This window comes from Saccharopolyspora sp. ID03-671 (assembly GCF_045278815.1).
Classification (GTDB): Bacteria; Actinomycetota; Actinomycetes; order Mycobacteriales; family Pseudonocardiaceae; genus Saccharopolyspora; species Saccharopolyspora ipomoeae.
On sequence record NZ_CP134054.1, the window covers coordinates 4,933,010 to 4,945,491 of the forward strand.

Annotated in this window: 9 protein-coding genes; 6 read left to right on the top strand and 3 right to left on the bottom strand. The window is 71.3% G+C overall.

Annotated features, from left to right (window positions below):
* Positions 1-5: 5 nt before the first annotated feature.
* The gene (gene smc, locus REH65_RS22860; protein WP_406689026.1) at positions 6-3,662 is read left to right on the top strand and encodes a chromosome segregation protein SMC; all 3,657 of its coding nucleotides are present in this window, start codon (positions 6-8) and stop codon (positions 3,660-3,662) included.
* A gap of 50 nt (positions 3,663-3,712) precedes the next feature.
* Here the strand turns inward: smc and REH65_RS22865 are convergent, their stop codons facing one another.
* A complete protein-coding gene (locus tag REH65_RS22865; protein ID WP_406689027.1) occupies positions 3,713-4,039 on the bottom strand; it encodes a zf-HC2 domain-containing protein in 327 nt (108 codons plus the stop codon).
* 133 nt (positions 4,040-4,172) lie between these two features.
* Between REH65_RS22865 and REH65_RS22870 the strand changes: the two genes are divergently transcribed.
* Positions 4,173-4,838, top strand: a complete 666-nt coding sequence (locus tag REH65_RS22870) for a hypothetical protein (protein ID WP_406689028.1) — start codon at positions 4,173-4,175, stop codon at positions 4,836-4,838.
* Positions 4,839-4,892: 54 nt separating this feature from the next.
* Here REH65_RS22870 and REH65_RS22875 read toward each other — a convergent pair whose 3' ends face one another.
* Positions 4,893-6,389: a sodium:solute symporter gene (locus REH65_RS22875; protein WP_406689029.1), complete on the bottom strand. Its 1,497-nt coding sequence runs from the start codon at positions 6,387-6,389 to the stop codon at positions 4,893-4,895.
* An 8-nt stretch (positions 6,390-6,397) separates the two neighbouring features.
* Complete coding sequence (locus REH65_RS22880; protein WP_406689030.1) at positions 6,398-7,573, bottom strand: anhydro-N-acetylmuramic acid kinase; 1,176 nt, start codon at positions 7,571-7,573, stop codon at positions 6,398-6,400.
* 126 nt (positions 7,574-7,699) lie between these two features.
* Here REH65_RS22880 and ftsY point away from each other — a divergent pair, with 126 nt between their 5' ends.
* The 4 genes from ftsY to REH65_RS22900 all read left to right on the top strand — a co-directional run bounded on the left by ftsY (position 7,700) and on the right by REH65_RS22900 (position 12,404).
* Positions 7,700-9,145 (top strand): signal recognition particle-docking protein FtsY, encoded by a 1,446-nt coding sequence (gene ftsY / locus REH65_RS22885; protein ID WP_406689031.1) that lies wholly within the window; start codon positions 7,700-7,702, stop codon positions 9,143-9,145.
* A 294-nt stretch (positions 9,146-9,439) separates the two neighbouring features.
* Positions 9,440-10,606 (top strand): CynX/NimT family MFS transporter, encoded by a 1,167-nt coding sequence (locus REH65_RS22890; protein ID WP_406689032.1) that lies wholly within the window; start codon positions 9,440-9,442, stop codon positions 10,604-10,606.
* A 122-nt stretch (positions 10,607-10,728) separates the two neighbouring features.
* Entirely contained in the window at positions 10,729-12,069 is a 1,341-nt protein-coding gene (locus tag REH65_RS22895; protein WP_406689033.1) for an ammonium transporter, read from the top strand.
* Positions 12,066-12,404 (top strand): P-II family nitrogen regulator, encoded by a 339-nt coding sequence (locus tag REH65_RS22900; protein ID WP_281454885.1) that lies wholly within the window; start codon positions 12,066-12,068, stop codon positions 12,402-12,404. Before REH65_RS22895 ends, REH65_RS22900 begins: the two co-directional genes overlap by 4 nt.
* Positions 12,405-12,482: the final 78 nt, after the last annotated feature.

Below are 12,482 nucleotides of genomic sequence, written 5' to 3' on the forward strand. Positions count from 1 at the left end.
CAGCCGTGCATCTCAAGAGCCTGACGCTGAAGGGGTTCAAGTCCTTCGCCTCGGCCACCACGCTGCGCTTCGAACCCGGCATCACCTGCGTCGTCGGACCCAACGGCTCGGGCAAGTCCAACGTGCTCGACGCGCTGCGCTGGGTGATGGGCGAGCAGGGCGCCAAGGACCTGCGCGGCGGCAAGATGGAGGACGTGATCTTCGCGGGCACCGCGGGTCGCGCCCCGCTGGGCCGCGCCGAGGTCACGCTGACCATCGACAACGCCGACGGCGCGCTGCCGATCGAGTACACCGAGGTCTCCATCACGCGGCGGATGTTCCGCGACGGCGCCAGCGAGTACGAGATCAACGGCAACTCGTGCCGGTTGATGGACGTGCAGGAACTGCTGTCGGACTCCGGCATCGGCCGCGAGATGCACGTCATCGTCGGTCAGGGCCAGCTCGCGTCGATCCTGCAGGCCAAGCCCGACGAGAACCGCCGCCTCATCGAGGAGGCCGCGGGTGTGCTGAAGCACCGCAAGCGCAAGGAGAAGGCGCTCCGCAAGCTCGACGCGATGCAGGCCAACCTGACGCGTCTGACCGACCTCACCAGCGAGCTGCGGCGGCAGCTCAAACCGCTGGGCAAGCAGGCCGAGATCGCCCGCAAGGCGCAGACCGTGCAGGCCGACCTGCGCGACGCGCGGCTGCGGCTGATCGCCGACGACCTGGTCACCGCACGCGCCGACCTGGCCCGCGACGAGGCGGACCAGGAGACCGCGCGCGCCAAGCGCACCGAGGTCGAGCGTGCCCTGCAGTTCGCCCAGTCCGAGGAGAAGACCCTCGAAGAGGCCGTCGCCGCCGACGCGCCGCGCCTGAACAAGGCGCAGGAGACCTGGTACCGCCTGTCCGCGCTGGAAGAGCGCCTGCGCGGCACGCTGCGGCTGGCCGCCGAGCGGCACAAGCACCTCACCGAGCAGGGCGAGGAGCAGCGCTCCGGCCGGGACCCCGACCAGCTCGACGCCGAGGCCGAGGAGGCCGCCGAGCAGGAGATCGAGCTCCGCGAGCAGGTCGAGGAGGCGCGCGAAGCCCTCCAGGAGGTGGTGCAGCGCCGCTCCGAGCTGGAATCGCAGCTCAAGCAGGCCGAGCAGGCCCACATGGCCGCGGTCCGGGCCATCGCCGACCGGCGCGAGGGCGCCGCGCGGCTGTCCGGTCAGGTCGAGTCGTTGCGCGGCAAGGTCAGCGACAGCGCCGACGAGATCGAGCGGCTCTCCGAGTCCCTGGAGGAGGCCACCGCCCGCGCCGAGGAGGCGCACAGCGCGCTCGCCGACGCCGAGGAGGAGAGCGGCGGCCAGGACTCCGACGACGCCGGCCTGCAGGAGCGCCGCGAGGCCGCCGCGCAGGCCCGCGACGCCGCCCGAGCCCGGGTGGAGGAGCTGGTCAAGCAGGAGCGGGCCGCCGAGCGGGAGATCGCGTCCTGGAAGGCCCGCGTCGAAGCGCTGTCGATGGGCCTGCAGCGCAAGGACGGCGCGGGCGCCCTGCTCGCGGCCGGGGACCGGGTGCCCGGTCTGCTCGGGTCGGTCGCCGCGCTGCTCACCGTCGAGACCGGTGCCGAGGCGGCGCTCGCCGCGGCGCTGGGCTCGGTCGCCGACGCCGTCGTGGTCCGCGGCGTCACCGACGCGGTCACCGCGCTGGAGCTGCTCAAGTCCGACGACGCCGGGCGGTCCGGCGTGGTCGTCGGGTCGGACGCCGACGTCGACCGCTCGCGATGGCCGCAGCTGACCGGGTCCGCCCGCTGGGCGGTCGACCTGGTCAGCGCGCCGGACGAGCTGCGCGGAGCGGTGCTCAGCGCGCTGGACCGGGTCGCGGTGGTCGACACCCTGGACGCGGCGAAGGACCTGGTGCAGGCCCAGCCGAGCGTGCGGGCGGTGACCTCGGCGGGTGACGTGCTCGGCGCGCACTGGGCCACCGGTGGTTCCGACGACGAGCAGAGCGTCATCGAGGTCCGGGCCGCCGTCGACGAGGCCGAGGCCGAGCTCGCCGCCGCCGAGCGGCGCCTGGAGCAGCACTCGGCGGCGCTGGAAGGCGCTCGCGCCGAGGAGGAATCGCGCCGGGCCGAGGCCCGCGCCGCGCAGGAGCAGATCAACGAGGCCAAGGTCGCCCGCGCCCGCAGCACCGAGCGGCTCTCCAGCCTGCAGCGCGCCGCCCGCAACGCCACGTCCGAGGTCGAGCGGATCTCCGAGCAGCGCGTCAAGGTCGAGCAGACCCGCGACCAGTCGCTGACCAAGCTCGCCGAGCTGGAGGAGCGGCTCGACGCGGTCAAGAACGAGCAGGAGGAGGCCGCCGAGCCCGACACCGACGAGCGCGATCGGCTCTCCACCGAGCTCACCGGTGTGCGGCAGCAGGAGATGGACGCGCGGCTGACGCAGCGCACAGCGGAGGAACGCGCCCGCGCCGTGCAGGGCCGCGCCGACCAGCTGCGGCGCGCCGCTCGCCACGAGCGGGAGGCCCGCGCCCGCGCCGAAGCGGCTCGCGAGGCCCGCGAGCGCGCCGCCCGCGTCACCCGCGCCGTCGTCGACGGGGCCGAGACCGCGCTGGAGCGGATCACGGTGTCGCTGCAGGCCGCGACCGAGGAGCGCGACGTCGCGCAGGCCAAGCAGAGCGAGCACGAGCAGGCGCTCGGCGTGATCCGCGCGCGGGTGCGCGAGCTGTCCGGCGAGCTGGAGAAGCTCACCGACGCCGTGCACCGCGACGAGGTCGTGCGGGCCGAGCAGCGGTTGCGCATCGAGCAGCTCGAAACCAAGATCATCGAGGACTTCGGCATCGGCCTGGACGACCTGGTCGACGAGTACGGCCCGACCGTCCCGGTCCCGCCGAGCCCCGCCGAGGTCGCCGAGTACGAGGCCGCCAAGGAGCGCGGCGACGAGGTCAGCGCCCCGCCGCCGGTGCCCTACGACCGCGCCACCCAGGAGCGCCGCGCCAAGCGCGCCGAGAAGGACCTGTCGCTGCTGGGCAAGGTGAACCCGCTGGCGCTGGAGGAGTTCGCGGCGCTGGAGGAGCGCTACAAGTTCCTGTCCACCCAGCTCGAAGACCTCAAGGACAGCCGCCGCGATCTGCTCAGCGTCGTCAAGGAGGTCGACGAGAAGATCCTGGAGGTCTTCTCCTCGGCGTTCGAGGACGTGGCCAAGGAGTTCGAGGTCGTCTTCAAGGTCCTGTTCCCCGGCGGTGACGGGCGCCTGACGCTCACCGACCCCGAGGACATGCTGACCACCGGCGTCGAGGTCGAGGCGCGTCCCCCGGGCAAGAAGGTCAAGCGGCTGTCGCTGCTGTCCGGTGGCGAGAAGTCGCTGACGGCGGTGGCGATGCTGGTGGCGATCTTCCGCGCCCGGCCCTCGCCGTTCTACGTGATGGACGAGGTCGAGGCCGCGCTGGACGACACCAACCTGCGCCGCCTGATCACCTTGCTGGACCAGCTGCGCACGACCTCGCAGCTGATCATCATCACGCACCAGAAGCCGACGATGGAGATCGCCGACGCGCTCTACGGCGTCACCATGCGCGGCGACGGCATCACCCAGGTCATCTCACAACGCCTCAAGGGCAAGTCGGACGGCGAACCGAAACCCGAAGGCGCCCCGGAGGAAGGCACCCCGGAAGAAGGCGACGTCGCAGCGGTTCTGGACTAGGAACCGGCTCGTGGGTCGCGGTGCGGAACCCTAGGGCTTCCGCCGCATGACTAGACGCCGCCGAGGGCGTACCCGATGCTGAAGGCGACCAGGGCCGCGACCAGGACGACGCCGAGCACGATGGTCCAGCCGGGGGCGGTGTCGCGCATGGTTCTCCGACCGGGGTCGTGGTCGGCGAGGATGCGCTGCGGTGCGGCGCGGTTGAGCAGCGCGGGCCGGCGCAGCTGGGATTGGCAGTGCGCGCACTCGGCGAGGTGCGTGCGCATCATCAGCCAGTCGACGTCGTCGAGCTCACCGGCCGCGTAGGCGTCGAGCCTGCGCTGGAACTCCCCGTGGTCGGTCCCCGCTCCGATCCGCCTGCGGACGAACATCCCCATTGCCCCTTGATCGGCTTCCGAACCGCGAACCTGAAGAGCTGTAGCGGACGGGGGTGCGGGAACCGGCGAACGCATGCGCGAAGATGGGTTCGATCCGGCATCCCGCGAGGCGTCGTGGCACTAGGAGATCGTGATGACCAACCCGTACGGCCCGCCGCCAGGGCAGTCGCCATACCCGCAGCAGGGCGTGCCGCCCGGCTACCCGCAGTCCGGGCCGATGCCCCAGCAGCCGATGCCCCAGCAGCAGCCGCCCGGGTATCCCCAGCAGGGCTATCCGCAGCAGGGGTACCCGCAGCAGCCGCCGTCGCCGCCGCAGGGATACCCCCAGCTGCAGGGCTACCCGCAGTCCGGCCCGATGCCCCAGCAGCAGCCGCCCCCGCAGCAGCAGATGCCGCCGCAGTTCCCGCCGCCCCCGCCGGGCATGGGCCGGTTGCTGATCGACTGCTCGTTCCACTGGCTGGGCTGGGCGTTCCTGCTGTTCAAGCCGCAGGTGACGATCAACGGCCAGCCGGGGCCGGTGCTGACCTGGGGCAAGAACCCGATCGACCTGCCGCCGGGACAGCACCAGATCCAGGTGCACGTGAACTACCTGTGGAAGATCGGCCACGCGACTGCGGTGATCCCGGTCGGCGCGGGTCAGCAGCTCGACGTCTTCTACCGGGCGCCCGCGATGGTCTTCGTCGACGGCGCGATCGGCCCGACCCCGCAGGCGACCCCGGGCATGGGCTTGACCATCGGCGTCAGCATCGCCGTGTTCGTCCTGGTCCTGCTCGTCGGCCTGCTCCCGCTGGCCCTCTGACGGACGAGAGGAACGGCCCCCGGTGATCGCACCGGGGGCCGTTCCGCGTCGTGGTCAGACGGTTTCCGGCGTCCGCTCCTCCTCGTCGCTGTGGCGCAGCGACAGTAGGCCGCCGACGACGAGGGTGACGATCACGCCGAGCGGCGTGTACCAGGGGAACGCCAGCGACGTCTCGCCGCCTTCGCCGTCGGGGAAGCTCACCCCGACGACGAAGTACAGCACCACCGCGAGGGTCGCGACGAACGCGATGATCGCGTCCGCCTGCCGGGCCCGCTTGACCAGCAATCCCAGCAGGAACGAGCCCAGCAGCGCGCCGTAGGTGTAGCTGGCGATGCTGAGACCGACCTCGACGACCGGGTTCTCGGTGCTGGTGAACATCGACGCGAACGCCACGAACACGACCGCCCACACCAGGGTCCACAACTTGCCCATCCTCAGGACCGAGGCGTCGTCGAGCGGCTTCTTCGAGAGCCGCTGGTAGAGGTCGCTGACGGTGGAGGTCGACAGCGAGTTCAGCGACGACGCGAGGGTGCTCATCGCGGCGGCGAGGATGCCCGCGATGAACAGGCCCGAGACGCCCGGCGGCAGGTCGTTGACGATGAACCGCGGGAACAGCTCGTCGGAGCTGGAAAGGCCCATCGAGTCCGGGGTGGCGCCCTTGTAGAAGGCCCACAGCATCGTGCCGATGAACAGGAACAGCGCGAACTGCAGCGCGACCACGACACCGCTGGTGATCAGCGCGCGGCGACCGTCCTTGAGGTCCTTGCAGGCCAGCAGCCGCTGCACCATGAGCTGGTCGGCGCCGTGCGAGGCCATCGCGAACACCGCGCCACCGATCACGGCGGTGAAGAACGCGTACTGGTCGGTGATGATCGACGAGGAGAAGTCGAAGAGCTGGAACTTGCCCTCGGCCATCGCCGTGGAGAACCAGTCACCGGGCAGCTCGCCGAACAGGATGACCCCGGCGACGACGGCGCCGCCGACGTAGACGATCATCTGGATCGCGTCGACCCACACCACGGCCCGGATGCCGCCGAAGTAGGTGTAGACGACGGTGAGCACCGACAGCAGCGCGATGATCTGCCAGTACGCCAGGTGGACGTCGAAGGCCGCCAGCATCACCTTGACCGGGATGGCGGTGGCGAACAGCCGCAGACCGTCGGCCAGCAGCCGGGTGATCAGGAACGTCACCGACGCCGTGCCCTGCAGCCCGTTGCCGAAGCGCTGCCCGAGGAACGCGTAGGCGCTGACCAGGTTCCCGGCGAAGTACCGGGGCAGCAGCACGAACGAGACGATGATGCGGCCGATGAGGTAGCCGATCGCCAGCTGCAGGTAGGTGAAGCTGCCGAGGTAGGCCACCGTCGGCACGCTGATCACGGTCAGCGTGGAGGTCTCGGTGGCCACCACCGAGAAGCACACCGCCCACCAGGGCAGTCGCCTGCCGCCGACGAAGTAGTCCTGCGAACTCCGCTGCTTGCCGCTGAGCAGCAATCCCAGCGCCGGCATCGCGATCAGGTACAAGCCGATCACGACGAGGTCGAGCGATCGCATCTGGCCTCCTAGTTCGTCGCGGCTGATCGCACGATCAGCCGCCGGGGCGGGGTGGTGGCGGGTTCCGGCAGCCGCAGGGCGGTGCGGCCGGGGGTGATGCTGCCGAGGATTCGGGGGCCGGCCGCTCCGGTGGTCCCGGGAGTGTTGCCGGGCAGGCCGTGCCAGGTGAGGAAGCCGAGCAGCGCGGTCAGCAGGGCCTCCTTGCTGTCGGCGGGCATCCCGAGATCGTTGCTGACCAGCACCGGGACGTCCAGCCGTCGGCGCAGTGCCGCCAGCAGCACGGGGTTGTGCACGCCGCCGCCGGAGACGACGACGCGGTGGGCGCCCTCGGCGCGGCAGGCGTCGGCGACGGTGGCCGCGGTCAGCTCGGTGAGGGTCGCCAGCAGGTCGCCGTCGTCGACCGGCCTGCCGAGCTCGGTGAGGGCGCGGTCGAGGTGGGCGGCGTTGAAGTGCTCCTTGCCGGTCGACTTCGGCGCGGGCAGCGCGTAGTAGGGCTCGTCGAGCAGGAGCTTGAGCAGGTCCTCGTCGGGTGTCCCGGAGGCGGCCAGGGCTCCGTCGGTGTCCTGCGCGCGGCCGGTCCGCTGGTGCGCGGCGAGGTCGATGAGCGCGTTGCCGGGCCCGGTGTCGTAGGCCAGCGGCTCGGGCCCGCCGACCACCGTGATGTTCGCGATCCCGCCGATGTTCACCGCGACCTGGGTTTCCGCTCCGCCGAGCCAGAGGGCGTCGAGGACTCCGGCCAGCGGTGCGCCGTGGCCGGAGGCGGCGACGTCGCGGGTCCGCAGGTCGGAGATCACCGGCAGCCCGGTGGTCTCGGCGATCCAGGAGGGCTGGCCGATCTGCAGGGTGCCGAGGGCTCGGTCGCCCTCGACCCAGTGGTAGAGCGTCTGGCCGAGCGAGGCGATGAAATCGGCCTCACCACCGGCGAGCTGGACGCCGACGCGGGCGGCGTCGGCGAAGGCCTGGCCGACGTGCGTGTCGAGGCGGCAGAGCGCCGCGGCGTCGAGCTCACCGGGCGGCAGCGCGTCGCGCAGCTGTTCGCGCAGGTCGGCGGGGTAGTCGAGGGTGGTGTCGCCGAGCGGCCGGAGCAGGATCGCCTCGCCGTCGAGGGCCATCTCGGCGGCGACCACGTCGATGCCGTCCATCGAGGTCCCCGAGAGCAGTCCCACCACTCGCCACCAGCGCATACCTGTGGTGTATTGCACTCGGACATGAAAAAGCAAGCACTTGGCACGCATTGTTGGTGAATTGCTCACGGAACCGCCTGGCAGGTGCCTGGTCGAGGCGGTTAGAGCAGGTGGGAGGATGGCCGGGTGACCACCTCAACCCTGATTGCGATCGTCGTCGTTGTCGCGCTGGTGCTGGCTCTCGCCGTGGTCGCCGGTGTGGTGCTCAACCGCCGTCGGCGGATCAGCCTCCGCGAGAAGGACGAAGCCGAAGCCCGCCCCGAGGTCAAGGGCGGCGGTTACCAGGCGGGCGGGGGCATCAGCTTCGCCAGCGGCGCCGCCACCGCCGAACCCGAGACCGCCGGGCCTGCCGAGCCGGCTGCTCCCGAACACCCGGTCGAGGAGCGCACCGAGGTGGAGGGGCAGCCGGGCGTCGGTGACGACGCGGCGGTCCCGCGCGACACCGAGCGGCGCGGCATCGTCGACGTCGAGCTCCCCGAGGAGCCCGCCGGTTCCGGTGATACCGCGACGGCCGAGCCGCTCACCGAGCCCGAGGTCCCGGCCCAGCCCGCGGCACCCGAGCCCACGACGGAGCCGGCCGCCGAACCGGTCGCGCCGCCGGAGCCGGAGAAGCCCGCGGTCGAGCCGGAGGAGATCGAGCCCACCAGCGGTCGCCTGGAGCGGCTGCGCGGACGGCTCTCCCGCTCCCGCACGACCTTCGGGCAGAGCCTGCTGGGCCTGCTCGGCGCGGGTGACCTCGACGAGGACTCCTGGGAGGAGATCGAGGACACCCTGCTGATGGCCGACTTGGGCGCGGCCACGACCACCGAGATCATCGAGCGGCTGCGCGGCGAGATCGCCTCCCGCGCCGTCCGCAGCCCGGAGGAGGCCCGCGCGGTCCTGCGCGAGGTGCTCGTCGACGCGCTCGGTCAGGACATGGAGCGCTCGGTGCGGGCCCTGCCGCACGGCGATCCCGCCGACGGCGGCAAGCCCGCGGTGCTGCTGGTCGTGGGCGTCAACGGCACCGGCAAGACCACCACCACCGGCAAGCTGGCCCGCGTGCTGGTCGCCGACGGCCGCACGGTGCTGCTGGGCGCGGCCGACACCTTCCGCGCCGCCGCGGTCGAGCAGCTGGCGACCTGGGGCGAGCGCGTCGGTGCCGAGGTGGTGCGCGGCAACGAGGGCGCCGACCCGGCCAGCGTGGCGTTCGAGGCGGTCAGCCGGGGCAGCGACAGCGCCGTGGACGCGGTCCTGGTCGACACGGCCGGGCGGCTGCACACCAAGACCGGCCTGATGGACGAGCTCGGCAAGGTCAAGCGCGTCGTGGAGAAGAAGGCGCAGGTCGACGAGGTCCTGCTGGTGCTGGACGCGACGACCGGCCAGAACGGGCTCATGCAGGCCCGGGTGTTCTCCGAGGTCGTCGACGTCACCGGGATCGTGCTGACCAAGCTCGACGGCACCGCCAAGGGCGGCATCGTCTTCCAGGTGCAGCGCGAGCTCGGCGTCCCGGTCAAGCTCGTCGGCCTCGGCGAGGGACCGGACGACCTGGCCCCGTTCGAGCCGGGCGCCTTCGTCGACGCCCTGCTGAACTGATCCCGCTTCCGGAGCGAGCCCCCGGCGACCCGTCGCCGGGGGCTCGCTCGTGTCCGGGGGAAGCCGCGTCGTGGCTGGTGAGGGGGTTTTGGGCTGTTCGGGGGTATTCCCGCGGCAAGTGTGCAGAGGTTCACTGCGGGAGAGTTTGTGGTACGGCCGTTCCATGTAGTTGAGTTGTGCCCGCGACGCCGCTGGGAGCGGATCTCGTCGCGGACCAGCTCTTTTCATCGAAGGGATGTTGCGTGGACACGGGAGTCCAGGGGAACGCCGCGGACCCAGCGGGTCACCGCGATCGTGACCGTGATCGTGGTGGTGCTGGTGGCGCTGGCGTTGCGGCCGCCGTTCACCGCGGTGGCGCCGCTGCTGGAGCGCATCCAGCACGACCTGGGCGTGTCCGGCACGTTCAGCGGTGTCCTGACCACGCTGCCGGTGGTGTGCCTGGGCGCGTTCGCGTTCATCGCGCCGAAGCTGCGGCAGCGCTTCGGCGACGAGCGGGTGCTGCTGGGCTGCCTGGTGGTGCTGCTGATCGGCAACTCGCTGCGCGCCTTCGGCAGCGTCGCGACGCTGCTGGCGGGCACGGTCGTCGTCGGCGCGGGCATCGCGGTCGCCAACGTCGCCGTTCCCGGCCTGATCAAGCGCGACTTCCCGCACACGGTCCCGGTGGTCACCGCCGTCTACACGATGTGCCTGACGCTGGGCGGCGCGATGGCCGCGGCCGCCGTGGTGCCGATCGGGCAGGCGCTGGGCTCGGCGTGGCGGGCGCCGCTGGGCCTGCTGGCCGTTCCGGTGCTCGTCGCCCTGGTGATCAGCCTGGTCGCGGTGCGCGGCAGCGCCGTCGCCGCCCCGAAGCCGGTGAGCCCCGGCATCCTCTGGCGCAGCTCGCTGGCCTGGCAGGTCACCTTCTTCATGGGTCTGCAGTCCTCGCTGGCCTACGTGGTGTTCGGCTGGCTGCCCACGATGCTGCAGAGCCGCGGCATGAGCCCGGAGCTGGCGGGGCTGGCGCTGGGCGTGCAGGCGGCGATCCAGGCGATCGGGTCGATGTCGATCCCGGTGCTGTGCCGGAGGTTGCGCGACCAGCGGGGCATCATCGTGGTGCTGGCGCTGATGCTCATGGCCGGTTTCGGGGGCATCCTGCTGGGCCCGTCGTCGCTGGCCTGGCCCGCGGTGGTCGTGCTGGGCCTCGCGCAGGGCGCGGCGTTCGGTCTGGCGCTGACGCTGCTGGGCCTGCGCTCCCCGGACAGCGACACCACGACCGCCTTGTCCGGTATGGCACAAGGTGGGGGATATCTCATCGCCGCGGCGGGTCCGCTGCTGATCGGTCTGCTGCACGACCTCACCGATGCCTGGACGGTGCCGCTGGTGCTGATCCTGGCCTGCTCAGCGGGCTGGTTGGCGTGCGGACTATCGGTCGGGCGACCGGTCCAGGTCCCGTCCGTGATCGGCCGCGTAACACGGAATTGACGCGTCAACATCGGCGTAACCGCGGGCAGGCTCCTTTTCACGCCCCCGTAACACCAGAACGGTGCGTCTGAAACAGCCATTTCCCAAGATGCGGCGCAACTCGGTCCGCACGGGGAGGCAATGTGAATTCAGGCGACACCGCATGGGTGCTCGTGAGCGCCGCTCTGGTCCTGCTGATGACACCAGGTCTGGCGTTCTTCTACGGCGGCATGGTCCGGTCCCGGGGCGTGCTGAACATGCTGATGATGAGCCTCGGCTCCATCGGCGTGGTCGGCGTGCTGTGGGTGCTGTTCGGCTACTCGATGGCGTTCTCCACCGACATCGGTGGTCTGGGCCTGCTCGCGAACCCCTTCGAGAACTTCGGCCTGTCGGGGCTGCTGGGTGAGGACTCGCTGTCCGGCACGATCCCGTCGCTGGCGTTCGTCGGTTTCCAGGCGATGTTCGCGATCCTCACGGTCGCGCTGATCTCCGGCGCCATCGCCGACCGCGCGCGCTTCGGCCCGTGGCTGCTGTTCGCCGCGCTGTGGGCGGTCGTGGTGTACTTCCCGGTCGCGCACTGGGTCTTCGACTTCGACGACACCGACGACGCGGGCAACGTGACCGCGGTCGGCGGCTGGATCGCCAACCGCCTGGCCGCGATCGACTTCGCCGGTGGCACGGCGGTCCACATCAACGCCGGTGCCGCCGCGCTGGCCCTGGTGCTGGTGCTGGGCAAGCGCCGGAACTGGCCCAAGGGCGTCGGCAAGCCGCACAACCTGCCGTTCGTGGTGCTCGGCGCCGGTCTGCTGTGGTTCGGCTGGTTCGGCTTCAACTCCGGTTCGGCCCTGGCCGCCGACAACACCGCGGCCTTCACCCTGGTCAACACCCTGGTCGCCACCAGCGCGGCGATGCTGGGCTGGCTGCTCATCGAGCGCATCCGCGACGGCCACGCCACCACGCTGGGCGCCGCGTCGGGCATCGTGGCCGGTCTGGTCGCCATCACCCCGGCCTGCTCGTCGGTGACGCCGCTGGGCGCCATCGCGGTCGGCGCGATCACCGGCGCGGTCTGCGCGCTGGCGGTGAGCCTGAAGTTCAAGTTCGGCTACGACGACTCGCTCGACGTGGTCGGCGTCCACCTCGTCGGTGGTCTGATGGGCACGCTGCTGGTCGGCCTGTTCGCCTCGGCGGAGGCCCCGGCGGGCGTCGCGGGCCTGTTCTACGGCGGCGGTGTGGATCAGTTGTGGCGACAGGCTGTCGGAGCCTTCGCGGTGCTGATTTACTCCTTCGTGCTCAGCCTCATCCTGGCGCTGATCGTCAAGGCGACCATCGGCTTCCGGCTGAGCGAGGAGGACGAGGCCGAGGGCATCGACGAGACCGAGCACGCGGAGACCGCGTACCACTTCGGTGACGGCCGATCCGCCCGCCGCGCCTCGGCTTCTGCCGGCGACGTCGATGACCGCAAGCTGGAGGGCAGCCGCGCATGAAGTTGGTGACCGCGATCGTTCAGCCGCAGAAGGTGGACGATCTCAAGGAGGAGCTCGGCAAGCTCGGCGTGCTGGGCATGACCGTCAGCGCTGTTGAGGGCTACGGCCGCCAGAAGGGCCACACCGAGGTCTACCGGGGTGCCGAGTTCTCGGTGGACTTCGTCGAGAAGTCCCGCGTGGAGGTCCTGGTCGACGAGACCGACGTCGACAAGGTGGTGGACGGGATCGTCAACGCCGCCCGCACCGGCAAGGTCGGCGACGGGAAGGTCTGGGTGACCGCCGTGGAGAGCGTGGTGCGGGTGCGCACCGGCGAGACCGGCGTGGCCGCGATCTGATCTCGCGGAGCAGTCCGCGAAGGGGCGCCTCCCGACTCGATCGGGAGGCGCCCCTTCGCGCGTTCTCAGCAGGTTCCC